The organism is Paenibacillus sp. JDR-2 (assembly GCF_000023585.1).
GTDB lineage: Bacteria > Bacillota > Bacilli > Paenibacillales > Paenibacillaceae > Pristimantibacillus.
On record NC_012914.1, the window covers coordinates 5693490 to 5717624 of the forward strand.

Consider the following 24135-nt stretch of genomic DNA (forward strand, 5'->3'; position numbering starts at 1 on the left):
CTTTCCGTTTTGTTATACAGACTTGCCTCTGGAACGAATAAACTTGTACACCACGTAAACAATCAGCAATGCTATAGCAATCAGAATAGCCGGTTGTACGTACTGAGCGGCCTTCTGATCGACATCTTCCCAATTCTCACCTAATGTTTTGCCCAAATGAACAAATAATATTGTCCAAGGGATGGAAGCAAGCGCCGTCAACAGCGTAAACAAGCCGAAGTTCATCTTCGCCATGCCGGCCGGAATCGAGATAACCTGGCGCATAACCGGGATAAAACGGGCGGTAAAGACGATACCCGCTCCGTATTTCTTGAACCATCCTTCCGCGACATCGACATGCTTCATCTTGATCTTAATATATTTGCCGTATTTCTCGACCAAAGGACGGCCGCCGAATCTTCCAATCGCGTATAAAATCCAGTTCTGCCCAACCGCGCCAAGCACGCCGAAAATAATAGCGCCCAGATACGATATTTTCCCTTCCGACACTAAATACCCGCCGAAACCTAATACTATTTCACTTGGAATCACCTCTATGAGCAATCCAATTAGTATCCCGAAGTAACCAAGGCTTTCAATCCATACTAAAATTTCGTGCAATATATCCTTTATTAAATCCATTCCATCCCGCCTTCCCATCCTAAATATCTAAATAATAGCAATTGACTGTATTCTACCATACGAAGCGGACAGGCATCTACCCGGACTCTGGTCCGGCTTGTCCGTGCGACTAAAGGTGTCATGCCGGGACAAGCTGCCGCATACACTAGCATAACTTCGAAACCGCTCTCGTTATAAGATTAAAGAGGAGGAATCCTTATGTCACGCGTATTTATCATTAATAAAAAGCATGTACAGCTATTTGTGTTTGCCCTGCTTATCATCCTCCTGGCAGCCGTCTATTTAAGCTGGAACCGTACGCATACGGCTAGCAGCCAGCCAACAAAGGTACAGACCATCCAGCTTGTAACGGGCGAATTCAGCACAACGACCGAAGACGGCAAAAAACTGGAGGTATACCGCTGGGATCCGGGCACCGTCAGCCTCCGCAAGGGCGAGCCTGTCGAGCTTCGCATAAGCGGCGTTAACGGCAGCAGCCACCCTTTTGTCATTGAAGGCCTCGGCATTAAAGGCGAAGTGAAAAAAGGACAAACCACGGTTGTCCGGTTTACGCCTGAGCAAGCCGGCACCTACCCCATTATATGCCAGGTTCATACCGATATGAACAATGGCGGACCGATGGTCGGCTACATCGAGGTCCATTAACAAACAGTAATACGTTGCTTGGAAGTGACCGTCTCAAACTCGGGCGCATATTTATGAGTTAGAGAGGAGTCGGTTCACGATGAAGTCAACTACCCAGAAGCATACGTCCGGCCTGCCGTCCGCACGAAAAATCCGCCGCGCCTGCAGCAATGAACTGTATCGAACCGTCAAACGGTTGAAGGTATGGGTGCCCAAAGAAAAAATGGAGCAGGCCGAAGACTTGTATTACAAAAAGGTCATTATGAACCTGCTCTTTATTGCGGAGAACGAAAAAAACCGCAAGGTTCTGTCCGACTGGTGGGACGAGAACGTTGCCAGCGATATCGCCGAGCTGTGGGACGTGGATATCGCCAAGCTCCGCTGGGCATTCCGCGATGCATTCGGGGGATAAAAAAAAGCTGCCGCGCGGCAGCTTTTTTTGCATAAACGATTAATAATAATTGCTGTTCATAATCGGCGCATCCACTTTGTCCTGCAAGGTCGCAAGTCTAAGCAGAACGATACTGATCTGTGCTTTCGTAACTGCAGCGTTAGGGTTGAACTTCCCGTTCTCAGCCGTTAATAATCCCAGCTTCATCGCAATCGTTACGGCGCCTTTATTTTTAATTTGGGCAGCATCCTTCAGCTTGGTTACATCGGTATCGCCGGACATAAACTCGGACAACTTATCGTATTTGAGAAGTTTGGTCAGCCATACCGCCAAGTCGCCGCGCGTTAAAGCCTGCTCAGGATGCAGCTTTTGCGTTGGTGATGCTTTCAGGAAGCCTCTCTGCACCAGGTACTCTACCGCCGAAGCGTATGGACTGTCGACCGGAATGTCGGCAAACCGCTGCTTCTGCGGAGTCATGTAGCTTTGTCCTCCCGTAAAGCCGGCCAGCAGCATATTCACCCAGTCTCCGTTGTTAACGGTTTGGTCCGGGTGAATAAGTCCGTCGGCTTCCGGCTGAATAATGCCATAGTCAAACATGACTAGCAGCGATTTGGACGCCCAATGCTTCTTCGCGTCTGCCGGAATTTCACCCTTCTGCACCGTTGTGCCTGGGAAAATGTATTGCTGCTCCAGCTTGCCGGTAACCGCATTTACAATAACGCCCCAGTTGTTGTCATCGGTTAGTTTGGGCATGTACACAAGCTTCACTTGCTGCTCCTGGAGCTTGCCATCCAAATAGTTGCCTCCGACTGTAGTGTATTGCAGTTCAGTACGAATAGAGTCCCGGTATAGCTTAAGCGCTTCTTCCTCCGTCATTTTAGCGGTTAAGGAATCCAGCTTGCTTAGCTTATCCGTCGGTGTAGTCATATTATAATAGTTTGTCAGATTCCCTTGTCCATCCAGATTGATCTGAACAGCTGACGACTGGATCGGCTTATCTTTATAGAACTGTTGGAAGCTGTAGATAAAAGCCGTGTCCGGACTATAGGAACCCGTTCCCGAGCGGTCGACCAGCTTCAGGCTGCCGGAGGCATTCGGATATAACGAAGTAACGAGATCCTGGGCTTTTGCCTTCGCTTGCGCTTCCGTAATCGACGGCTTCCCTGCCGTTTCTTCGGCTGCGGCGGAATCTCCTGTCGGGTATGAAAAAGTAGAATAATCGATTAATTGGCCGGTTTTTGCATCCACTGTAGCATGGGTTTGAATGCCGCCAAACGGGCTGCCATTATAAATCGACCAAGTCTTGCGGCCTTCACGGTCGGTGCTGGTCGAAGCTTGTTGGGTCCCTTCCGCGTTTTCCTTGCCGACAACCGCAGTCACAACCGCAATAGCTTCCTCCTTGGTCAATTCCCCTCCCGTATGAGGCTTAAATGCAGCTGCCGTGGAAGAGATAGAGGAGTAGCCGGTTGCCGGAAAAGAATCGATAGGTTGTCCTTGATCATCAAGGAACTTGCCCGACTTGGCATCAACCAGGCCTATCCCGCTAACCGCAACATATCCAAGACGGTAAGCCGACGTATTCGTTTGATTCACGTAATAATCGGAGCCCGGAACGTAAGCAAGTTGCAGCTTCAATTCTTTTTTTATTTTTTCGGCAGCTTGTTCTGCTGTCAGGGTCGTATCCGGAGATGGATAATCTTTACCCGTGCTAAAACCGTAATAATTAATAATATTTCCGTTACCGTCAACAACTACCTGAATTTGATTGCTTGTTGTCGGAATGCCGTTCACTTGGGCCTGATAGCTGAAACTGTATTGTACCGGGCCAAACAAAGCTTGCGGATAATCGCTCTCGACTGGCTTAAGCTGAAGCTTGTCTGTCGATTTCATGGAAGGAGAAGCTACCGCAATGAACTGCTTGGCGATTTTCTCAGCTTCCGCTTTCGATACTTCAGCCGGATAATAAGCTTCTTCCTTAGGAAGCGGATTATAATATGTAATGATATCTCCGGTGATCGCATCAATCCTGGAATCAAAGCCATGAGTTCCGTTCTCGACGGATACGCTCCACTGAATGGTCCAAACCATCTCATTGCTTGGCGGATATTGATTCGGATTACCAAGGTCGATACTTGTCACCTCGGCATCCTTCAGTTCAGGGAACAGCTTCCTGAAACGATCAACTGCCTCATCCTTCGAAATTTTCGCCAAGCTTTCGTCCAGTACGCCACCCGGGGCGGTACTTGCTCCCGTGCCAGTGGAGGAAACAATTGTCATTGTCCCTGATTCCGCCGCGTAAGCAAGATTTCCAACCGGAAGCAGGCTGAGCGCCAGGACCGTTGCAAGCAGCTTGCCTTTCATCGATTTCTTCATTCCTTTTCCTCACCTTCTCTAAAATAGAAATCACTTCCAAATTACACCTTAGTATAGACGATAGAAAAGGGGCGAAGGTTTCAATTTTTTTTACAATTCATTCATGAGAAACATTTACTATATTTGCAAATAACAAAAAAGCCGTCTGGGTTTTGGGCCCCAGACGGCTTTCTTCATTTCAAACCGTTATCCTTCCTGCAGACGATCCACGGGTACCGTTTTGGAATTTCCTCCAACCTGTACAGTCGCTGTACCGCTTGCTTCGTCTACATGCTCAATCCATACGGAATTCCCGTCATCAAGATGGACCTTGATCGATTCCTCTGAATTATAAATCTGTTTAGCGCGGTTTACGTCCATTTGCTTCACGGCCTCCTTCGCACTTGCCTCTGCAGGTCAGTCTTTTGTTTCGGGAACCATGTAATCAGTTGTTGATTCATCGATTAACCCGTTATGCTCAGACACGGTGCCTCCGCCTAATCCCTCATTCACCATACGGTCAATATCCATGAAGTAATTGTCGCGGCCTTCATCCCATTTGTCTGCCGGGGGCTTCTCGTTGTTTTCCAAGTCGTCAAAATCCATCATAGTCGGTTCGCTCCTCCCTGCTGCAAGCATTATTGGTTCAAGCAAAATATGCCCGAATTGATTGATTCTCATGCATTGCGGGAACAATAAAGAGTAGAAGAAGATATAAAGAAATTCATTTTAGGAGGAGTAACCAGATGCATACGGTGTGGAAAGGCGCAATCAGCTTCGGGCTTGTCCATGTGCCGGTGAAGATGTTCACCGCTACGGAGGATAAAGATATTTCGCTTCGCATGATTCATAAGCCTTGCGGCAGTCCTATCGCCTATGTCCGCCGCTGTCCGAATTGCGATGTAGAGGCGGAATGGGACGATATCATTAAAGGCTATGAATATGAAAAAGGCAGCTATGTGCTGTTTGAAAAGGATGAACTGGAGCAGCTGGCCGGAGAAAAGTCCCACACGATTCAAATTCTTGATTTTGTCGCACTCGAGGAAATTGATCCGGTGTACTTCCAGAAAACGTATTATTTGTCCCCGGATCAAGCCGGAAGCAATGCTTACGGCCTATTGCTTCAAGCAATGTCCGATACCGGCAAGATTGGCGTAGCCAAAGTATCGATCCGATCGAAAAGCAGTCTAGCCGCCATTCGGGTCATTGATAACTGCCTCGCGATGGAGACGATTTTTTATCCGGATGAGATCCGCTCGATCTCCCATGTTCCCGGGATTCCTGAATCGTTTACCATTAACGACAAAGAACTGACGATGGCCAAGCTTCTAATCGAGCAGTTGTCCACTCCTTTCGAACCGTCCAAATATTCCGATGATTACCGGGCTAACATGCTTCAGGCTATCCAAAATAAAGTCGCCGGACAGGAAATACGCGTAGCGCCTCAGCAGGAGCAAACGAATGTGCTTGATTTGATGGCCGCCCTGCAAGCCAGCCTCGATGCAGCCAAGCTGCCTCCGGGCGGAGTCGGTCTCGATACCGGCGCAGGCAAACCTGTAGCAGCAGTTCCTGAAGCAGCCGCAGACCAACCGGTTGTAAAGCCGCGCAAACCTAGAACCAAGAAGCCTGAAGCAACGGAGACCGTCTCTTAATGACGGTCTTTACGCTGCCTGCCGAGCCGATGATTCCTGTCGCGGATGACCATGTCCCGAAGGAGTCCGGCTGGATCTACCAGATCAAATGGGACGGCGTCCGAATCGTCGCTACGGTTCATGATGAAGGCAGGATTGACTTGTTCTCGCGCAAGCTGCTGAATAAAAATGCCGTCTACCCGGAAATCCACCGGACATTGCAGGAGCAGGCTGAAGCTCTTGGTCCCTGCATGCTGGACGGAGAGATCGTCTATTACGATGGCGAACGTCCGAATTTTCAAATGGTACTAAGCCGTGAACGCAGCTTTGGCGGGGATCTCTCTTCGTCTTCAAGCAAAGGGAAAGTGCTGTATGTTCTCTTCGACCTGCTGCAGGACGGCGAGGAGGATTTGCGCCCGCTTCCCTATGCGGAGCGGCATAAACGGCTGCTTGCCAAGCTGAAGCCCGTCCAATCCGACCGGCTACTTATAGCTGATCTATATACGGATGCGGATGCTCTATGGAAATGGGTCGATGACCATCAGTGGGAAGGAATCGTCAGCAAGAGGCTTGATAGTTCCTATAAGGAAGGCAAAGCTCATCGCGATTGGCTGAAAAAGAAACGGGCTCTCCTGCTTGACGTTGGCATCGTAGGCGTAAAGCGCCGCGACGGCCGCGCAGCTAGTCTAGTCATGTCCGATCAGGGGCGTTTTATCGGAAGCGTCTCGCTTGGCCTTGACGAAGCCATGCGGGAAGCGCTTGGCCAAATGCTGCAGCTGCGGAGAAGCGATGCTCCTTCGTGGCCGATGCCTTTTCCGGCTTTGCCGGCTGAGCTTAAAGGCGAGAGCATTATTTGGCTGCCGTCCCCGCTTCCTTGCCGGGTAACCGGACTCGAGCTGACATCCGCCGGATTATTAAGGCATCCCAAGCTTGTATCCTTTGGTCTAAAACCATCAGGAGGCCACTCATGAACAAGACAAGCGCATCTGCCAAGCGGCCCGCAATGGTCATGGTGGAAGGACAGGAAATAACGGTTACGAATCCGGAGAAGCCCCTTTGGCCGGAGCATGGGATCACTAAGCTGATGTATTTGGAGAAGCTCGCCATGCTGTCGCCTTTTTTGCTGAAGCATTGCAAGGACCGTTATTTGACGACCATCCGTTACCCGCATGGTTATGCGGGCAAATCGTTTTATCAGAAAAACTGCCCTGAGCCAAAACCGGAGTTTGTCCATATCTCCGAAAGCGAAGGGATCTCGTATATTCAACTCGATAACCTGCCGACTTTGTTATGGCTCGGCAACCTGGCTTGCCTTGAGTTCCATGCATCCTTCGACCGGATCAGTAATCCGGACCGCCCTACCGAATGGATTCTGGATCTTGATCCTTCCCGCGAGGAAGAACCGCGTATCATCGAAGCGGCTGCGCTTGTCGGGAAGCTGCTGGAATCGCTGAAGATCAAATCCGTCCCCAAAACCTCTGGCGCAACGGGCGTCCAGATTGTTGTACCGTTACAGCAGAAATACACCTTCGATGAATTGAGGGGCTTAGGGCAATTCGTCGGCGACTACCTGTCCAGCGCTTATCCCCAGCTTTTCACCGTTGAACGGTTGACCAAAAACCGCGGCGACCTGATTTACGTCGATTATCTTCAGCATTACAGGGGGAAAACAATCTCAGCCCCTTATACGCCAAGAGCGCGCTATGGCGCTCCCGTCTCCACGCCGCTAAAGTGGGAAGAAGTGTACGCCGGAGGCATAAAGCCGGCCGACTTCCATCTTCTGAACATCGGAGAGCGACTGCAGCGTTTCGGCGATTTGATCGATTTGGAGAAGCCGCAGGATTTGGGCCATGTGCTCAGCTTTATCCATGCTAAAAAATAAGCCGCCCTTTACAAGAGCGGCGATAACAGCCTGGCAGCGGCCTCCGCTGCCTTTTCCTTTTTCGGCCTTTGCCGAAAGTCTTCCAGATCAAGCTCGCGGCTGTCGAGCAGATCCTGCTCGTAATCCCGCTTCAAGTGTTTGATCGTCCCAGCGTCGAACAATACCGCATTTTGCTCGAAGTTGCTGTGAAAGCTTCTCATGTCCATATTGGCCGTTCCCACTACCGCAAGGAGCTCATCCACGATCATCACTTTTGCGTGAATGAAGCCTTTCTGATAACGGTACACCCGAACCCCGGCTTCCAGCATCCGCTCTACAAACGACAAGGTCGCCCATAAAACGAGCTGCGTGTCTGGAATACCGGGAATAACGAGCCGCACATCTACCCCGCTTTTTGCGGCACTCCCTAGCATGGCTAGCAGACTCTCATCCGGTATAAAATACGGCGTTGAAATATAGACGCTTGTCCGGGCCGCTTTTACGGCAGCAAACGCCGTCTCCAGGATAGGCTCACCGCTCCGGTCGGGCCCGCTGGACACAATTAACACCGGCTCCTGCAAAGCTTCATCCGGATCATGCTCCGGCATATAACCTGCATTCACCGGCAGACGTTCCTTAACGGCCAGCTCCCAATCCTTCATAAACAGCTCCTGCAGGAAATAAACCGCATCCCCTTCAAGCCGAAGCTGCGTATCCCGCCAAAATCCAAGCTTCTTATCCTTGCCCAAATACTCGTCTCCGATATTGATGCCGCCTACAAATCCGACTTTCCCGTCAATTACAGCAATCTTGCTGTGATTGCGGCTGTTCAGGAGCCGATTGAGCAAAGCCGCGCCCGGCGGTGAAAAACAGCTTACCTGCACGCCCGACCGCTTCAGCTCGCGAACATACCGCTTGCTTAATTTGACGCTTCCAATCCCGTCATACAACACGCGTACCTCAACGCCTGCCTTGGCTTTGGCGGTCAGGATATTCAAAAACTCCCGGCCAATTCCGTCATCGCGGATCGTGTAATAGTCCAGATGAATATGGTGACTAGCTTGCTTCATTTCTTCTAATATAGAGGCAAACGTCTCCCGCCCGTTTGTCAGCACCTTCACTTGGTTGCCTAACGTAACCGGTCTGCCGGAACAAACGCGCAGGAGTCGAAGCAGCTGTTCTTGCTCCAGTAAGCCGGATTGCCCAAGCTCGCCGGGACCGGCAGCACAAATAGACAAACGCTCGGCAGCTTGCTCGTATTCTCTCGAGACTGCCCGTCCTTCCTTGACGCGTCTCGAACGGCCAACCATCCAATATCCCGCAAAACCAAGAACAGGAACGGCCAGCGCAATGACAATCCATGCAGCCGCTTTCGCCGGAAGACGTCTTTCGATCCATACAATGACGACAGGCTGAGCGCTATACAGGAGTAAAAATATGATTATTGCCGTAAGCCAACCGATCATCCGCGCACCCCATTATTGAAATCCCCTGAAATCCCCATTCACTTAGTGTGGTCGACCTGTCTTAAGCGTATACTTTAGGAACACAAAAACAGCCTATCTGCCGGTGCTTCCGGCAGATAGGCTGTTACCCCTCGAGACGATGATTCGATAAATAATGACGGAGCGCCTCCCGCCAGTGACGAAGCGGGGTAAATCCGTTGCTGCGAATCGCGCCGTGATCCATAACCGAATAATGCGGGCGGGGAGCAGGCCTTGGATACTCCTCCGTCGTACATGGATCGATCCTCGTGCTGCTGCCGCTCTCCTCCATTATGGCCTGCGCAAATTCAAACCAGGAGCAGACGCCGCTGCCCGAAGCATGATAGATGCCGTAGCATTCCGTACTTACCAGCTCCAGCAGAAAAATAGCCAAGTCCCTCGTGTATGTCGGCGAGCCCCACTGGTCCGCTACAACCTTCAACTGCTCCCGCTGCGAAGCAAGCTTCAGCATTGTCTTTACGAAGTTATTGCCATAAGCGCCGAATACCCAGGAAGTTCTGACGATAAAATACCGGTCATGAAGACTCGACACGGCCTGCTCGCCCGCCAGCTTGGACTGACCGTATACCGTCCGGGGATTGGTTCGGTCATGTTCCTTGTAAGGAACCGTTCCCGTTCCGTCAAATACATAATCGGTGCTTACCGCGCATAGCTTAGCGCCAATCTCCCTTGCAGCTACGGCTATATTACGCGTACCGGCAGCGTTAATCCGGAAGGCTTCATCGGGCTCCGATTCCGCTTTGTCCACTGCCGTATATGCCGCACAGTGAATAACGGCATCCGGACGAAGCTTAGCCAACACGTTTCGGCATTGCTCCAGATTCGTAATATCGAGCTCCGCGCGGCTTAGCCCAATGATCTCGAACCGGCCATTGTCGTCCAGCATGGCAAGCTCGCGTCCCAGCTGTCCGTTTGCTCCCGTAACGGCTACCCTCAGCTTTCTTTTGTCCCCCGCTCCGGTCATTTGGACTCCAGCCTCTTCGCATACTGCGTATCGTAATATTTCCTATACGCGCCGGATACAACCTGCTCGAGCCATTCTTCATTGTGAAGATACCATTCGATCGTCGATTTAATCCCGTTCTCGAAGCTATGCTCCGGTGTCCATCCAAGCTCGCTTTTGATTTTATCCGCATCAATCGCGTAGCGCCGGTCATGTCCGGGACGGTCCTCCACATGGCGGATCAGCGATTCCGGCTTGCCCAGCTCCTGCAGGATGGTTCTCACCACATGAAGATTGGTCCGTTCGTTGCTGCCGCCAACGTTGTACACTTCGCCAATCCGGCCTTGATGAAGCACCAGATCGATCGCTTTGCAATGATCCTCGACATACAGCCAATCTCTGATCTGAAGACCGTCGCCATAAACCGGCAGCGGCTTATCCTGCAGCGCATTGAGAATCATCAGCGGAATAAGCTTTTCCGGAAATTGATACGGTCCATAGTTATTCGAACAGCGCGTAATGACAGCCGGCAGACCGTATGTCTCGTGATAAGCGCGGACAAGCAAATCTGCTCCGGCTTTGCTTGCCGAATACGGACTGTTAGGCGCAAGCGGCGTGTTTTCCGTAAACAGTCCAGCCGCACCAAGCGTACCGTACACTTCATCCGTCGATACCTGCACGTATCTCTTCACCTGATGCGTCTTGGACAAATCTAACAACGTCTGAGTCCCGACGATATTCGTATGAACAAACAGTCCCGGCTGCAAAATACTGCGGTCTACATGGGATTCCGCGGCAAAGTTAATGACCGCGTCAATACCCGACTCAAACAGCGGGGTAAGCGCCGCCTGATCGGCAATATCCGCTTTGACAAACGTATAGTGCGGATGATTCTCCACCTGCCGGAGATTTTCCGGGTTGCCCGCATACGTTAAGGCATCAACGTTAATGAACTCGTAATCGGGATAACGGCTCATCATATAATGAACGAAGTTGCTCCCGATGAACCCCGCTCCGCCCGTAATTAACAGTTTCATTGTGGAATGCTCACCCCTCATACACAAAATTGATTTCCGCCTGGGCAAGCACGGGATGCTTCGCGTCTTTGTCCGACAAGATCGGCTTTGTCACCGGCCAGTCAATGCCAAGCGCCGGATCATTCCAGGCAATACCCCTGTCATGCTCCGCAGCGTACAAAGCATCTACCTTATACTGTACCTCGCAGCTCGGCACAAGCGTACAGAAGCCATGGGCAAAGCCTTGCGGAACTAACAGCTGTCTCTTGTTGGCCGCGCTTAGAATAAAGCCCTGCCATTGTCCAAAGGTTGGCGAGCCGCGGCGTATATCTACAACAACATCGTAGATCGCCCCCGCCGTAACCCGGACCAGCTTTGTTTGCGCTTTTGGCTGAAGCTGATAATGCATGCCGCGAAGAACTCCCGCTTCTACCGACAATGAATGATTATCCTGAACAAAAGCATGGAGGATGCCATTCTCGCGAGCGGTCTTCTCGTTATAGCTTTCCGTAAAAAATCCTCTGTGATCGCCGTATACAGGCGGCTCCAGCAGTTTCACCCCCGGCAGCCTTGTATCCATTACGTTCATGCCTCACCATCCTGTTATATCGAAACTCAACACTATCATTATATTCGACAAACTCGTACTGACCCGTAGGTATACGCCATTTTTCTCCTATAGAACGAAGATAAATCTGGCATGTTTCGAGCTTTGCGAGATTAGAAGTCAATAAGCAGGCACAAAAAAACTCCCATTCTGCTCTTCCGGAAGGAAGTACCGAATAGGAGTTTTTTCTTGCTGCTTAAGCCGCTACATCCCTCTTCTTGAAGACATACCAGGCTAGAGCCATAAAGATGGCATAATAGACGGCCAGGACAGCAATTGAGAAGCCTAATGTTAAACCGTCGCGCATCGGCGTATCATTCAAATACTGCGTAAGGTCAAGATGGATGAACAAAATGTAATCCGCCCATTTATACTTGAGCGCGGCCAGCAATGGCGTAAAGGAATTAACCCCCAGAATCAGGAACAGCGACAAGCCGATAGCGAGCGCGCCGCTGCGGGATACGGTCGCCAGCATAAAGGCAAGCGTTGTTGTGACGATCAGCGACACATACTTCAGCAGGGCGTACTTGATCAAATAAGCCGCGATGGAGCCCGAGACAAGCGGGGAAATAATATCGGTTGCCGTGTTGTCGCTGGTATCGAACAGAATCATATTCAGCACGATGGTAAACAGCAGCATAACAATGACCATGCCAAGCGCATACAGAAGAACGGCAATATACTTGGACAACAGGATTTTGGATCTTGTCCATGGACGAATCAGAAGCAGCTTGATTGTACCGCTCGTGAACTCTTCGGCTACGCCGGAGGAAGCGATAATAATCGTAAATACCGTAATAAGCAAATAAGCAATCATGACTTCCGTCATGATCATGCTCCATGCGGCAGTCGTATGATTTTGATCCACGAAATAACCAATAATCGAAATCGCCGCGATCAAAGCAAGCAAGATTCCCAGCATGACATACGTCCGCGGGCGGCGGTAGATTTTCATGTTTTCATTCTGAACCAGCTTAAAAAAATTAAACAATGCGTTCACCCCCTGTAACTTCAAGGAATTGATCCTCAAGCGACTTGGTTTGGACGCGGATACCGTATACCTTAATGCCTGCGGCAACCAATCGGGCATTAAAATCTGCCGCGAATTCGCGGTTTGCTTCAATAATAAGGCTGTCGCCTTCCCTGAATGCAGCTTTGCCCAGCTCCGACGCAAGGTCAGACGCTTCGGCAGGCTTGTCTACCTCGAACAGCATATTCACATCGCTTGCGACATCCAGACCTCCTTGGTGCATGGTCCGAACATCGATCAGCTTGCCGTTTTGAATAATTGCAACCCGGTCGCACATCAGCTCCATCTCGGAGAGCAAGTGACTGGAGACAAATACGGCAATACCTTCTTCCTTGGACAACTGGCGGAGATAATCGCGCAGCTCGCGGATACCGGCCGGATCCAATCCGTTGGTCGGCTCGTCAAGGATAAGCAGCTTGGGACGGTGCAGGATCGCTTGGGCTACCCCAAGTCTTTGGCGCATCCCGAGGGAATAAGTTTTGACCTTATCATGAATGCGGGACTCCAGACCAACAAGGGTAATGACCTCCTGAATCCGTTCAGGCGTCACACCCTCAATCATCCGCGCAAAATGGACAAGATTCTGATAACCGGTCAAATACTTGTACATTTCCGGATTCTCAACAATCGCTCCGACATTACGAATAGCCTGCTGGTACTGGGTTCGGATGCTGTGTCCGCCGATTTTAATTTCGCCCGCAGTCATGGCCATGAGGCCAACCATCATGCGGATTGTGGTCGTTTTACCGGAGCCGTTAGGCCCGAGAAAACCAAATACTTCGCCAAGCGGCAGGTCCAGCGTCAGATTGTCGATAATCGTCTTCTTCCCGATTCGCTTCGTAACCTGCTGCAGCTGTACGATCGGTTGCTCCATGATACCCTCCCTTTAAATGAATCATCCAGTGATGAATCATTGCTTTATTTTCCAAAATCTAGTTCTATGTATCGTCCGTCTATTATAGCGAATTAGAAGGGGGAGGGAAAGTGAACAGCCTATTAAGACTTTATTTAGAGAACGGCGCAGCCGTTTACGCTTGGATCCGGGAACAATCCGAGCAGCAGCCAAGCGGGAGGATTACACGGAAAAAGCCGGTCCGAAAAAGCGCCTTTGCTTCATGCACCTTCACCATTTTTCCACAGCCCACGCAATAAAAACATTCTTCCAATTGCATCATCACTATTCCCTCGCTCCCAATACTATTTGTATCAATATCACAAAGTTGTTACACTTCGTATCTTTACTTTATGGGATTTAGCGAAAGTTGTCAATACTTGTATGCAATTTGTCGTCTTTTAACCTGTAAGCGTTTACAGTTCAGGAGACAAAAACAGCGTCCTGTTAAGACGCCGTCTGATTGGTATCCATCTGTTCCTTAAGCAGCTCGTGAATTCTCTCTTTCTCTTGCTTGCTTACAATCAGGTACCATACTTTATTGATCATGCTCCCCGAACCGCTAATCTCCACCGTATTAATATTGCCGAGATCTTCCCGGTAATCGGTCATAAAGGTCTTCATCTCGTCAAACGTAATATTTGTTTTGACGCTGCTTCCAAGCTCCTTCAATATCTTTTGAATCTGCGTAATATTGGAGAATTGAAGCGAGCTTTTCATAACCTCCATCATGATCTCCCGCTGTCTGGCATTCCGGCCGAGATCCCCTCTTGGATCATCGTAACGCATTCTGGAATATTTGAGCGCCAGCTCGCCGTTAAGATTAAGTGTTCCTTTATCAAACTGATGATCCTCGTAATAAAAGGCAAACGGATTGTTTACTTCGACACCGCCGAGGATGTCAATCAAATGGGCGAAGCCCTCCATGTTAATCCGGATGTAATAATCAATGGGATAATCGAGGAAATGCTCGACCGTATTTTTCGCCATCGATACTCCGCCAAAGGCATACGCATGATTGATTTTATCCGTTGTTCCATGACCGATAATTTCGGTTCTCGTATCACGCGGAATGTTGAACATGAGGATGGATTTCTTCTCTGGATTAACCGCAAGCACAATTAAAGTATCGGAGCGTCCTTTATCATTTTCCCGCTCATCAACGCCCATCACTACTACCGTAAAAGGATGCCGCTTCTCGATTAAAGCTTGAGCCGCCTGCTGCGGTTTGACCGTAACCTCAGGATCCTTGCTTACATATACCGTTGGCTGAATCGGCTCATAGATTTTGTCCGCCGTCTCTTTCACCGAACCGTACAGGTGCCAGGCATATCCGCCTGTCCCGGCAGCAATGATGACCAATCCCGCTCCAATGCCAATGAGTGCTCTTCTCCAGCCCCGTTTCACCCTCTGCTTCCCCCTTCTTCATTACCGCAAACTCTAGATGGCCGTATTGACTTCCTCCCAATGATCACCGAGCACAATCCGGTCATCTTCGGTTAGATCCGTTCCGATGTGTGCCTCCAGAAGCGTAAGTCCGGACCTGGCCATAACGGTATGCCGCTCTCCCGGCAGAAGCTCGACAACTTCGCCTGTCTTAATGATGCTGCTCTTCTCATTGCGGATCAGCTCTCCGACACCGGCCAGTACCGTCCAGACGATCTTTCGCTTCAGATAAAAGGCATAGCTTAGAAACCCGCCGTCAACCACTTCGAGCTTTCTTGTGATTGCATGCTGTCCATCCTCGCGGGATAAGCAGTTAATAACGACTGCACTTCCCCATCGGCCAGCCTCGTATCCGGGGATGAGCGGCTGCCGTTCCGTGCTTATATTCCGCGTCTGTTCATCAGGAATGCAGGCGGTTTGATCGGCAATCAGAATTCCCGCAGAAGAAACGGCCACAGTAATATTGCTCAGCCCCATCATAATTACAGGAGCTGCCGAATCATTATAAATAGAAGCGTTTTCCGGAAAGGCAGCAGCAAGAGCATTCCAGCTGTTAATGCGGCAAAAGGGCTGCTCCGGCATCCGGAAGGTAGGGCTTCCATCAAATAATCTGATCATTCTGTCTTCCAGCCGGCTATAGAGCTCCTCGTATCGACGGAAAAGCTGTTCATACTGAATAGGAAGACCCTCTTCAGTCAAAGCGTTTATTACGCTTTCCAGCCGGAAGACGACAATACCGCTCTCATCGCTTGTCACCGCATGATTTAATTGATGCCTGCGAAGCTGCTCCGGCAGCTCCTTTAGCGTCTCAAACCAGTCCTCTTCTTCCACATACAGATCCGCGGGCAATACGGCGACCGTCTCGTGGAGAGGAATGGATGCAACCGAGTAGAGGTAGGAAGCAGCAAGGGCAACGGCGGGATAACTCCCTTTCGTCTCAGGCTCCTGAATCACGTTCAGGCTGATGGAGAGCTGGCTGCGCAAAGTTTCCGTCTGATTGTGGCTGATTGCAATAAACGTATCCTGCTGCAAACCGACCTGATCCAGCTGTCGCCACAGCCTGTTCAGCAAAGACTCTTTATCGCCATCCGGTCCAGTCAACAGGGGAAGAAGCTGCTTTGCGCGCTTCGAATGAGAAAGCGGCCACATCCTTCTGCCTTGACCGCCGGCTAATATTACGAGTCTTACTTGCTGCTCTCCCATTACATCCTCCTGTTTGTACCGTAATAGGTGTAATACAGCTGTTCCTTGCTTTTCTTTTTCTTATTGTTGAGCACCACTCCAAGCAGCTTCGCTTTCACATGCTCAAGACTGGCGTACAATTTTTTCGCTTGCTGGCGCTTGGTCATTCCAACGCTGATTACGGCAACTACGCCATCGCATTTGGAAGCAAGCACAAGCCCGTCAGTTACAACGAGTGATGGCGGAGCATCAAAAAGGATCATATCGTAATGGGCGGACAGCTCTTCGATAAGCTGATTCATTTTTTTGGAGCCCAGCATTTCCGAAGGATTAGGCGGAGTAGGACCGGAACCGATAAAAAATAAATTATCAACCGAGGTTGAATGCACGGCATCCTGCCATTCCGTCTGATTAGCCAACACATTCGTCAGGCCAGTCTGATTGGACAGCATAAAAACCGTATGAAGGGTTGGCCGTCTCAAATCCGCATCAACCAGAAGTACACGCTTGCCTTCTTGGGAGAAAGCAACCGCAAGGTTCGCAATCGTTGTTGTTTTGCCGTCACCGGACTGACAGGACGTAACCATTAACGTCTTCACAGGTACATCAATAGAAGAAAATTGAATATTCGTACGCAAAGAACGGTACGCCTCAGCAATAGGGGAATCGGGATTGCTCGTCGTAATCAGCTTGCTATTTTCCATTATGGATTGTTGCATGGGTTTACCACCTGCCAGCTATTATTGAATTGCCTTATGACTTAATGCCCGATATAATGCATGGATCTTGTACTGCTGCGGGCTTTGACGCAGAAGTTCCTGATTCAGCATGCGGACCAGCACAGCCCGAAGCCGGTTAAGAGGGTGAAAGACGATGCCGTATTCATATTGGTTATCCCTTGTGTTGCGCCAAACGACATGGCCGCGCAGATTGATTGCCACACCGGAAATCTTCATCTGGAAATCCAGCATATAGCCTTTACGCACAGGAAAGCGCAGACCGGACAAAAAGCACAGTCCATGCCGGCTAATATTCAGGATCAACACCGGACATGTCGAAGACGTAAGCAAGAGGCCTTGCTCATCCAGCAGACCAGCTATTGCCGTTATCCCTTCATGCAGGTGAATACGGATATTAGACCGTGGTATAAACGGGTCGGCACCCATGGTTGAAGCATCTCCTTACCTGATTTTCACCCGCGGAACCTAAACTCTCGGTTACGCTAGTAGAGAGGAATAAAGGCGGCGAAACGTGTGAATACTGAGGATTAATGATACAATACGTATCTAGCTTTTCCTTCACTTTACGATACGTTTTGTAACATGTCAAGTGGAAATAACGAGGACGCGGATATTTTGCGACGTTTTGTTGCAACAAATGAAATTTTAACGTTTACGTATTAATATAGGTGTAGCGGAAGTCAGTCATTTTAGGAGGATATAAAGATGAATATAGGAAACCGAATTGCTGGCTTGAGGGAAGAAAGAAAATGGACACAGGAGCAAACCGCCTCGAAGCTCGGCATATCAAGAGCTGCATTATCTCATTACGAGAAAAACCGCAGAGAGCCTGATACGGAGACCTTGGCGAAGTTTGCTGACCTGTATCAAGTTACCATAGATTATTTGGTAGGAAGAACAACGAATACACAGGCGGCGTTAAGCGAAGATGTTCGTAACTTTGTCGATCATTTGGAGCTGTCTGACGAAGAGCTGCTGGAGAAGTATAATTTAAGCGTGGACGGCCGTAAGCTTACAGCCGAAGAAACGAAACGGTTTATTGCCTTTGTTCGGGCAGAACGTATGATGAATTAGGCAGTGACAATTGTTAGGGCTGGATAAGATCCGCTGGCCATTTTTCCGGCGGAATATTGAGTTGAATTAATATTTCCCTAATATTTAGCTCAGTACGTTTATCTTCGGTGCTTACTACTTGCATTTCTGCATCTCTCATTTTATCCGACTCCCTACTCCTAATAAAGTAAAACAATAATGTTATTATACCTAACAGTTCGGCTGGAATATGTCGGAAAGTGTGGTAAGATTAGTTCTTTTTTTGTCGAAAATAGGAATATGGGCCCATTTTTTCGTAAAATTCCAGCTCCAACCACGTTGGAAGCCTTTGTAAAATCGCATAACAAATGGTTAGAAATAGGTTAGAGACAGATAGAGCTGCTCCTAACCTTTTTTTCATAGATAGGCAATCTTCAATCTCATTCCTTACTGCTTCCATCCTATGCAAGTCCAAAACATAAAATAACCGTCTCTACGGAGACGGTTATTTTATATTCGGGTATGCCCTTAAAGGTTAAACGGTAAGTTCATTCTCTGACTTAAGCTTTATGGCGTTTTGCAGCAGACGCTCGAGCAAAGCGCCAAACACGGCGATTACAAATGAAGCAAAAGCTACAGCCAACCCCATTACGATAATCCCCGGCGCATCTTCTTGTCTCGCCATTATAATTACGACCGGCATCATCGCCACAAAAATGATTCCGATAGATACACCGCAATATTTAATCTTCTTTAACGCCCGGACGGACAACTCGGAAAACGCGATGTTCTTATCAATATAACCAAGCAATCTCATGGCCATATATAAAGCTATAAAGTATGGGATTACGGCAACAAAAAAGCCGATATCCGATGGATGCATCCTGCCTGGAAATTGGTTAGGGTTATTCCGTATCAAAGCTATCACCGCAAATATGCAAACAGCAATCGCAGGTATCGCCATTAATAAGACGGTTATCTTTAGAAAAAGTGTGGATACTCGGTTCATAACAACCACCTCATCTGTGTAGACTCAGTGTTATTATAATCCGATATTTATCGTTTCACAATATATTTTAATCGTTTTCCCCCTTAGACTCTGGGATGTATTTGCATTGTTCTTCGCCCTTGCCCTCCGCTTTCCACTTTTCGCTTTCCGCTTTTCGCTTTTCGCCCTTCTCTGCCCCGCCCTTCAACAGGCGAGCGGCATTTTGCACAGCCTGCTCTTTTTTGTTTTTGTAGTGTGGGTGTGAAGGAATAGAGGGAAAGTATCTCCTGGAAGAGCGGAGCGTTCGCCTTTGAAATCGTGGGATTACCATAGCCTAATTAATTCAGAATCCCACGATTTCAACAGCGACTGGAAGGAGATACTTTCCCGGCATTCCGAGCCACTCCCACACTCACCAAACAACAAAAAAACAGGCTGAGCAATTGCCCAGCCTGTTCCCCTTTATCCTCCGGTACGAGCCAGCTCTTTCATGCTTTCCTCGAAAGCAGCGAGAAGTGCTTTGTCGTCCGTCAAGCCTGCATCTTCCGCTTTGCGGATATGCTCCAGCATTTTCTTGTAATCCTTCGGAATAATCTTCACGAATTTCGCGAGCGATCCTTCCCAATCGTTCAGGACACGCGAGCCAACCGCAGAGCTTGTGTACTCCACATGGCGCTCAATCAGGCCGCGAAGCTCGGCAACATCCGCTTCTGTCTCCAGACGCTCAAGGAGAACCATCTCGATATTGCAATTGTTGAAGAAATCACCTTGCTCATCGTACACGTAAGCAACACCGCCGGACATACCTGCCGCGAAGTTGCGGCCTGTGCCGCCAAGCACAACAACCCGGCCGCCAGTCATGTATTCACAACCATGATCGCCTACGCCCTCAACAACAACCTTCACGCCGGAGTTACGAACCGCGAAGCGTTCGCCTGCGGTACCGCGAATGTAAGCTTCGCCATCCGTTGCACCGTACAGCGCCGTGTTGCCGATAATAACGTTCTCTTCGGCTACAAATGTAGCTTTCGGAGACGGAGCAACGATAATTTTACCGCCAGAGAGGCCTTTGCCTACATAGTCATTGGAGTCGCCTTCGAGCGAGAGCGTAATGCCCTTCGGTACAAATGCGCCAAAGCTTTGGCCGGCAGATCCAACGAAATGGTACGAGATTGTATCTTCAGGCAAGCCTTTCGCGCCGTAACGACGGGTTACTTCGCTGCCCAGAATTGTACCAACTACGCGGTTTGTGTTGCAGATCGGGAATGTGCCGCGAACGCGTTCGCCGCTTTCCAGAGCTGCTTGCGCACCCGGAACGAGCTCCTGCATGTCGAGCGACAGCTCGAGGCCGTGATTTTGCTCTTGTACGTTATGACGCGCTGCGTCTTGCGGTACATCCGGCGTATGCAGCAGAAGGCTAAGATCGATACCTTTTGCTTTATAGTGATCAACCAGGTTTTTCGATTCAAGAATATCGACGCGGCCAACCATTTCTTGAATGGTACGGAAACCAAGCTCAGCCATAATTTCACGGAGCTCCTGCGCAATGAAGTGCAAGTAGTTCACGACATGGCTCGGATCGCCCATAAACTTCGCGCGAAGCTCAGGGTTTTGCGTTGCAACGCCAACCGGGCAAGTATCCAGCTGACATACGCGCATCATAACGCAGCCCAGTACAACGAGCGGTGCGGTAGAGAAGCCGTATTCTTCAGCGCCGAGAAGAATTGCGATCGCAACGTCGCGGCCGTTCATCATTTTACCATCGGTTTCGATAACGACGCGGTCGCGCAGATTGTTCAGCATCAGCGTTTGATGCGTCTCCGCAAGGCCAAGCTCCCATGGCAGACCCGCATGGCGGATCGAGTTCATCGGGGATGCGCCAGTACCGCCGTCGTAACCGCTGACCATGATAACGTCAGCACGAGCTTTCGCAACACCTGCAGCAATTGTGCCTACGCCAACCTCGGATACGAGCTTCACGTTGATACGGGCGCGAGGGTTTGCGTTCTTCAGGTCGTGAATCAGCTCGGCAAGGTCCTCGATCGAATAAATATCATGATGCGGAGGCGGCGAGATCAAGCCTACGCCCGGAGTGGAACCGCGAACTTCCGCAACCCAAGGATATACCTTGCGTCCTGGAAGCTGACCGCCTTCACCCGGTTTCGCGCCTTGCGCCATCTTGATTTGAATCTCATCCGCGTTAACCAAGTAGTTGCTCGTTACGCCGAAACGGCCCGATGCAACCTGCTTGATCGCACTGCGGCGGGAATCGCCGTTTGCGTCAGGGATAAAGCGCGCAGGATCTTCGCCGCCCTCGCCGGTATTGGATTTGCCGCCAATACGGTTCATCGCGATTGCGAGGCTCTCATGCGCTTCTTTACTGATGGAACCAAACGACATTGCGCCTGTTTTGAAACGTTTGAAGATCGATTCAACCGGTTCAACCTCTTCAATAGGTACCGATTGACGTCCATCCTTGAACCGGAGCAGCGAGCGGAGCATCATATGCTTCTTGTCTTCGCCTTGAACCATGTTCGAGAACTTCTTGTACAGTTTATAGTCGTTCTTACGGGATGCCATTTGCAGCGTGTGAATCGTTTGCGGGCTGAACAAATGGTCTTCGCCGTCTTTACGCCATTGGTAATCGCCGCCGGAGTCGAGTTCCTTCTCCCCGCCCTCTTGGTCAGCGTAAGCTTTGTTATGAGGCTTCAGCGCTTCTTGGGCGATGATATCGAGACCGATACCGCCAATACGCGATGGCGTCCATGTGAAGTATTCGTTAATCAGCTCTTCCTGCAGGCCAAGCGCTTCGAAGATCTGCGCGCCGCGGTACGATTGAATGGTCGAAATACCCATTTTGGACAGAACTTTTACTACGCCTTTTGTTGCCGCTTTGATGAAGTTCTTAACAGCCTTCTCATGCTTGATGTTGCTGAGCATGCCTTGGCGGATCATATCGTCAAGCGTCTCGAATGCGAGATAAGGGTTAACTGCATTAACGCCGTAACCGAGCAGGAGGGCAAAATGATGCACTTCGCGCGGATCGCCGGATTCAAGCAGAATCGCCACCTTTGTTCTTGTACCTTGACGGATCAGGTGATGGTGCAAAGCCGCTACGGCAAGCAGCGACGGGATCGCAGCGTTGTCCTTGTCAATACCGCGGTCGGACAAAATAAGAATATTATGGCCTTTATCAATAACGCGGTCCGCTGCATCGCACATCAGCTTCAGCGCTGCGCGCAGGCCTTCTTCGCCTTCGGCGGCCGGGAAGAAGATCGGAAGCGTAATCGACTTGAAGCCGGGACGGCGTACGTGGCGAAGCTTCGCGAATTCCTCGTTCGACAGGATTGGCGTATCCAGCTTGATATGGCGCGCGCTTTCCGGTTCAGGCTTCAGCAGGTTGCGCTCAGGTCCGATTGTCGTGCTTACCGATGTAACGATCTCTTCGCGGATTGCGTCGATCGGCGGGTTCGTAACTTGCGCGAACAGCTGCTTGAAGTAGTTGAACAGGCGCTGAGGGCGCTCGGACAATACGGCAAGCGGCGCGTCGTAACCCATGGAAGCGATCGGCTCCTGGCCGCTGCTCGCCATTGGCTCAAGCACTTTGCGAACGTCTTCGAACGTATAGCCGAATGCCTGCTGACGCTGTTGCACGGTAGCGTGATCCAGCTCAGGAAGCTCTGGCGCGTCCGGCAATGCTTCGAGATCAACGAGATGCTCGTCGAGCCATTCGCGGTAAGGCTGTTCAGCCGCGATTTGCGCTTTTACTTCCTCGTCGGAAATAATGCGGCCTTCTTTCGTATCTACAACGAGCATACGGCCCGGGCGGAGACGGTCTTTGTACGCAATCTCTTCTGGAGCGATTTCGACAGTGCCGGCTTCGGAACCGAGGATGATATGATCGTCTTTCGTTACATAATAACGGGCTGGGCGCAGGCCGTTACGGTCCAGGTAAGCGCAGATTTGCGTACCGTTCGTAATCGCCATTGCGGCAGGTCCGTCCCATGGCTCCATCAGGGTTGAGTGGTATTCATAGAATGCTTTTTTCTTGTCGTCCATGCTCTCATGGTTCGACCAAGGCTCCGGTACCATCATCATCGCAACATGCGGAAGGGAACGGCCGGACAAATGCAAGAACTCAAGCGCGTTATCGAACATCGCGGTATCGGAACCATCCGGGCTGATGACCGGTTTTACCTTCTCCATGTCTTCGCCGAACAGCTCGGTTTCGAACAATGTCTGACGGGCATGCATCCAGTTGATGTTGCCGCGCAGCGTATTGATCTCGCCGTTGTGGATCAGATAATGGAAAGGATGCGCGCGTTCCCAGCTCGGGAAAGTGTTCGTACTGAAACGGGAGTGAACAAGCGCCATAGCCGACACGACAGCTTCGTCGTTCAGCTCCTGGTAGAACGAGCGTACCTGCTCGGTAGTCAACATCCCTTTGTAGACGATCTTCTTGCTCGAAAGGCTTGTGAAATAGAACATTTCTCCGCCTTCTTTACCGCCGAAACGGATTGCAATCTCAGCGCGTTTGCGGATGACATACAGCTTGCGCTCAAAGGACAATTCGTCCTGAATGCCCGGGTTCTTCGCGATAAACACTTGGCGAACGAACGGCTTCACCGACAAAGCGGATTGGCCAAGCTTCGAATCGTTCGTAGGAACAGTACGCCAGCCGATCAGCGATTGGCCCTCTTCGCGGATGATGCTCTCCAGTTCGCGCTCGAACGAGCTGCGGATTGCTTCATCATGGGGCATAAACAGCAGGCCGACGGCATATTCTCCTTCTTGCGGAAGGTCAATCTCAATCTTTTTCAATTCACGTGCGAAGAAATCATGCGGGATTTGAATCAGGATACCTGCTCCATCCCCCGTGTTAGGTTCGCTGCCTTGACCGCCGCGATGCTCCATGTTCTCGAGCAATGTCAGCGCCTGACGAATGACAGTATGCGATTTTCTTCCCTTGATGTTTGCTACAAATCCCATGCCGCATGCGTCTTTTTCATAGCGCGGGTCGTATAGACCTTGTTTCGGCGGTAATCCAAAAATTTTCTCTTTCATCGTGTGCAACCTTTCTATCAGAAGATTTTTGGGCAAGCATAGCTCAATAACGGTATATCGAACGGCAGCAATCGAGGCGCATCGGCCTGTTGCTTGCCATTCTTGCGAGCTTAAACGTGATGGCTTGATGGCATCTTATCCGCGGACACAAACTTTCCGAAGCTTTTAAAGGAAATCGTTCGTATCTGGTCGAAAATAATTAGCTGCATG

The 24135-nt window shown here is 50.2% G+C and carries 23 protein-coding genes; 6 read left to right on the plus strand and 17 right to left on the minus strand.

Annotation, left to right across the window (positions count from 1 at the left end; all coding sequences use genetic code 11):
• Nucleotides 1-12 precede the first annotated feature (12 nt).
• Nucleotides 13-621 (minus strand): DedA family protein, encoded by a 609-nt coding sequence (locus tag PJDR2_RS25035; RefSeq protein WP_015846526.1) that lies wholly within the window; start codon nucleotides 619-621, stop codon nucleotides 13-15.
• A 198-nt stretch (nucleotides 622-819) separates the two neighbouring features.
• Between PJDR2_RS25035 and PJDR2_RS25040 the strand changes: the two genes are divergently transcribed.
• Together PJDR2_RS25040 and PJDR2_RS25045 are read left to right on the plus strand one after the other, a co-directional pair.
• The gene (locus PJDR2_RS25040) at nucleotides 820-1266 is read left to right on the plus strand and encodes a cupredoxin domain-containing protein (protein ID WP_015846527.1); all 447 of its coding nucleotides are present in this window, start codon (nucleotides 820-822) and stop codon (nucleotides 1264-1266) included.
• A 79-nt stretch (nucleotides 1267-1345) separates the two neighbouring features.
• Entirely contained in the window at nucleotides 1346-1657 is a 312-nt protein-coding gene (locus PJDR2_RS25045) for a hypothetical protein (RefSeq protein ID WP_015846528.1), read from the plus strand.
• 39 nt (nucleotides 1658-1696) lie between these two features.
• Here the strand turns inward: PJDR2_RS25045 and PJDR2_RS25050 are convergent, their stop codons facing one another.
• From PJDR2_RS25050 to PJDR2_RS25060, 3 genes are all read right to left on the minus strand, one after another.
• Nucleotides 1697-4009, minus strand: coding sequence for a YcdB/YcdC domain-containing protein (locus tag PJDR2_RS25050; RefSeq protein ID WP_015846529.1), 2313 nt, complete (start codon nucleotides 4007-4009; stop codon nucleotides 1697-1699).
• A 186-nt stretch (nucleotides 4010-4195) separates the two neighbouring features.
• A complete protein-coding gene (locus PJDR2_RS25055; protein WP_015846530.1) occupies nucleotides 4196-4369 on the minus strand; it encodes an H-type small acid-soluble spore protein in 174 nt (57 codons plus the stop codon).
• A 36-nt stretch (nucleotides 4370-4405) separates the two neighbouring features.
• Nucleotides 4406-4597, minus strand: a complete 192-nt coding sequence (locus tag PJDR2_RS25060; RefSeq protein WP_015846531.1) for a hypothetical protein — start codon at nucleotides 4595-4597, stop codon at nucleotides 4406-4408.
• A gap of 137 nt (nucleotides 4598-4734) precedes the next feature.
• Between PJDR2_RS25060 and PJDR2_RS25065 the strand changes: the two genes are divergently transcribed.
• Genes PJDR2_RS25065 through ligD form a run of 3 tightly spaced genes read left to right on the plus strand, consistent with a single transcriptional unit; the run spans nucleotide 4735 to nucleotide 7501 of the window.
• The gene (locus tag PJDR2_RS25065) at nucleotides 4735-5640 is read left to right on the plus strand and encodes a Ku protein (RefSeq protein WP_015846532.1); all 906 of its coding nucleotides are present in this window, start codon (nucleotides 4735-4737) and stop codon (nucleotides 5638-5640) included.
• A complete protein-coding gene (locus PJDR2_RS25070) occupies nucleotides 5640-6590 on the plus strand; it encodes an RNA ligase family protein (protein ID WP_015846533.1) in 951 nt (316 codons plus the stop codon). The genes PJDR2_RS25065 and PJDR2_RS25070 overlap by 1 nt, the downstream gene beginning before the upstream one ends.
• Nucleotides 6587-7501, plus strand: a complete 915-nt coding sequence (gene ligD / locus PJDR2_RS25075; protein ID WP_015846534.1) for a non-homologous end-joining DNA ligase — start codon at nucleotides 6587-6589, stop codon at nucleotides 7499-7501. The genes PJDR2_RS25070 and ligD overlap by 4 nt, the downstream gene beginning before the upstream one ends.
• A gap of 8 nt (nucleotides 7502-7509) precedes the next feature.
• On the opposite strand, the gene cls is transcribed toward ligD, so the two are convergent.
• The 10 genes from cls to PJDR2_RS25125 form a co-directional block, all read right to left on the minus strand.
• The gene (cls, locus tag PJDR2_RS25080) at nucleotides 7510-8946 is read right to left on the minus strand and encodes a cardiolipin synthase (protein WP_015846535.1); all 1437 of its coding nucleotides are present in this window, start codon (nucleotides 8944-8946) and stop codon (nucleotides 7510-7512) included.
• A gap of 124 nt (nucleotides 8947-9070) precedes the next feature.
• Nucleotides 9071-9922, minus strand: a complete 852-nt coding sequence (gene rfbD / locus PJDR2_RS25085; RefSeq protein WP_015846536.1) for a dTDP-4-dehydrorhamnose reductase — start codon at nucleotides 9920-9922, stop codon at nucleotides 9071-9073.
• Nucleotides 9923-9945: 23 nt separating this feature from the next.
• Nucleotides 9946-10965, minus strand: a complete 1020-nt coding sequence (gene rfbB, locus PJDR2_RS25090) for a dTDP-glucose 4,6-dehydratase (protein WP_015846537.1) — start codon at nucleotides 10963-10965, stop codon at nucleotides 9946-9948.
• Nucleotides 10966-10975: 10 nt separating this feature from the next.
• Nucleotides 10976-11533, minus strand: coding sequence for a dTDP-4-dehydrorhamnose 3,5-epimerase (gene rfbC / locus PJDR2_RS25095; RefSeq protein WP_041613628.1), 558 nt, complete (start codon nucleotides 11531-11533; stop codon nucleotides 10976-10978).
• Nucleotides 11534-11747: 214 nt separating this feature from the next.
• The gene (locus PJDR2_RS25100) at nucleotides 11748-12542 is read right to left on the minus strand and encodes an ABC transporter permease (protein ID WP_015846539.1); all 795 of its coding nucleotides are present in this window, start codon (nucleotides 12540-12542) and stop codon (nucleotides 11748-11750) included.
• Nucleotides 12535-13455, minus strand: a complete 921-nt coding sequence (locus tag PJDR2_RS25105) for an ABC transporter ATP-binding protein (protein ID WP_015846540.1) — start codon at nucleotides 13453-13455, stop codon at nucleotides 12535-12537. The genes PJDR2_RS25100 and PJDR2_RS25105 overlap by 8 nt, the downstream gene beginning before the upstream one ends.
• Nucleotides 13456-13920: 465 nt before the next feature.
• Nucleotides 13921-14880 (minus strand): LCP family protein, encoded by a 960-nt coding sequence (locus tag PJDR2_RS25110; protein WP_015846541.1) that lies wholly within the window; start codon nucleotides 14878-14880, stop codon nucleotides 13921-13923.
• A gap of 33 nt (nucleotides 14881-14913) precedes the next feature.
• Complete coding sequence (locus tag PJDR2_RS25115) at nucleotides 14914-16122, minus strand: sugar phosphate nucleotidyltransferase (protein WP_015846542.1); 1209 nt, start codon at nucleotides 16120-16122, stop codon at nucleotides 14914-14916.
• Complete coding sequence (locus PJDR2_RS25120) at nucleotides 16122-16820, minus strand: CpsD/CapB family tyrosine-protein kinase (RefSeq protein WP_015846543.1); 699 nt, start codon at nucleotides 16818-16820, stop codon at nucleotides 16122-16124. The genes PJDR2_RS25115 and PJDR2_RS25120 overlap by 1 nt, the downstream gene beginning before the upstream one ends.
• 21 nt (nucleotides 16821-16841) lie before the next feature.
• Complete coding sequence (locus PJDR2_RS25125) at nucleotides 16842-17267, minus strand: PilZ domain-containing protein (RefSeq protein ID WP_015846544.1); 426 nt, start codon at nucleotides 17265-17267, stop codon at nucleotides 16842-16844.
• A gap of 279 nt (nucleotides 17268-17546) precedes the next feature.
• Between PJDR2_RS25125 and PJDR2_RS25130 the strand changes: the two genes are divergently transcribed.
• Complete coding sequence (locus PJDR2_RS25130; protein WP_015846545.1) at nucleotides 17547-17915, plus strand: helix-turn-helix domain-containing protein; 369 nt, start codon at nucleotides 17547-17549, stop codon at nucleotides 17913-17915.
• A 13-nt stretch (nucleotides 17916-17928) separates the two neighbouring features.
• On the opposite strand, the gene PJDR2_RS33625 is transcribed toward PJDR2_RS25130, so the two are convergent.
• From PJDR2_RS33625 to gltB, 3 genes are all read right to left on the minus strand, one after another.
• Complete coding sequence (locus PJDR2_RS33625; RefSeq protein WP_265525079.1) at nucleotides 17929-18054, minus strand: hypothetical protein; 126 nt, start codon at nucleotides 18052-18054, stop codon at nucleotides 17929-17931.
• A gap of 354 nt (nucleotides 18055-18408) precedes the next feature.
• Nucleotides 18409-18882 (minus strand): DUF2975 domain-containing protein, encoded by a 474-nt coding sequence (locus tag PJDR2_RS25135; protein ID WP_015846546.1) that lies wholly within the window; start codon nucleotides 18880-18882, stop codon nucleotides 18409-18411.
• A gap of 441 nt (nucleotides 18883-19323) precedes the next feature.
• Entirely contained in the window at nucleotides 19324-23925 is a 4602-nt protein-coding gene (gltB, locus tag PJDR2_RS25140) for a glutamate synthase large subunit (RefSeq protein ID WP_015846547.1), read from the minus strand.
• Nucleotides 23926-24135 lie beyond the last annotated feature (210 nt).

What these genes read in the sequence shown, in the direction of transcription:
- PJDR2_RS25035 (WP_015846526.1), bottom strand. Translation starts at nt 621, where the DNA reads ATGGATTTAATAAAGGATATATTGCACGAAATTTTAGTATGGATTGAA.
- PJDR2_RS25040 (WP_015846527.1), top strand. Translation starts at nt 820, where the DNA reads ATGTCACGCGTATTTATCATTAATAAAAAGCATGTACAGCTATTTGTG.
- PJDR2_RS25045 (WP_015846528.1), top strand. Translation starts at nt 1,346, where the DNA reads ATGAAGTCAACTACCCAGAAGCATACGTCCGGCCTGCCGTCCGCACGA.
- PJDR2_RS25050 (WP_015846529.1), bottom strand. Translation starts at nt 4,009, where the DNA reads ATGAAGAAATCGATGAAAGGCAAGCTGCTTGCAACGGTCCTGGCGCTC.
- PJDR2_RS25055 (WP_015846530.1), bottom strand. Translation starts at nt 4,369, where the DNA reads ATGGACGTAAACCGCGCTAAACAGATTTATAATTCAGAGGAATCGATC.
- PJDR2_RS25060 (WP_015846531.1), bottom strand. Translation starts at nt 4,597, where the DNA reads ATGATGGATTTTGACGACTTGGAAAACAACGAGAAGCCCCCGGCAGAC.
- PJDR2_RS25065 (WP_015846532.1), top strand. Translation starts at nt 4,735, where the DNA reads ATGCATACGGTGTGGAAAGGCGCAATCAGCTTCGGGCTTGTCCATGTG.
- PJDR2_RS25070 (WP_015846533.1), top strand. Translation starts at nt 5,640, where the DNA reads ATGACGGTCTTTACGCTGCCTGCCGAGCCGATGATTCCTGTCGCGGAT.
- ligD (WP_015846534.1), top strand. Translation starts at nt 6,587, where the DNA reads ATGAACAAGACAAGCGCATCTGCCAAGCGGCCCGCAATGGTCATGGTG.
- cls (WP_015846535.1), bottom strand. Translation starts at nt 8,946, where the DNA reads ATGATCGGTTGGCTTACGGCAATAATCATATTTTTACTCCTGTATAGC.
- rfbB (WP_015846537.1), bottom strand. Translation starts at nt 10,965, where the DNA reads ATGAAACTGTTAATTACGGGCGGAGCGGGGTTCATCGGGAGCAACTTC.
- rfbC (WP_041613628.1), bottom strand. Translation starts at nt 11,533, where the DNA reads ATGAACGTAATGGATACAAGGCTGCCGGGGGTGAAACTGCTGGAGCCG.
- PJDR2_RS25105 (WP_015846540.1), bottom strand. Translation starts at nt 13,455, where the DNA reads ATGGAGCAACCGATCGTACAGCTGCAGCAGGTTACGAAGCGAATCGGG.
- PJDR2_RS25115 (WP_015846542.1), bottom strand. Translation starts at nt 16,122, where the DNA reads ATGGGAGAGCAGCAAGTAAGACTCGTAATATTAGCCGGCGGTCAAGGC.
- PJDR2_RS25120 (WP_015846543.1), bottom strand. Translation starts at nt 16,820, where the DNA reads ATGCAACAATCCATAATGGAAAATAGCAAGCTGATTACGACGAGCAAT.
- PJDR2_RS25125 (WP_015846544.1), bottom strand. Translation starts at nt 17,267, where the DNA reads ATGGGTGCCGACCCGTTTATACCACGGTCTAATATCCGTATTCACCTG.
- PJDR2_RS25130 (WP_015846545.1), top strand. Translation starts at nt 17,547, where the DNA reads ATGAATATAGGAAACCGAATTGCTGGCTTGAGGGAAGAAAGAAAATGG.
- PJDR2_RS33625 (WP_265525079.1), bottom strand. Translation starts at nt 18,054, where the DNA reads ATGAGAGATGCAGAAATGCAAGTAGTAAGCACCGAAGATAAACGTACT.
- PJDR2_RS25135 (WP_015846546.1), bottom strand. Translation starts at nt 18,882, where the DNA reads ATGAACCGAGTATCCACACTTTTTCTAAAGATAACCGTCTTATTAATG.
- gltB (WP_015846547.1), bottom strand. Translation starts at nt 23,925, where the DNA reads ATGAAAGAGAAAATTTTTGGATTACCGCCGAAACAAGGTCTATACGAC.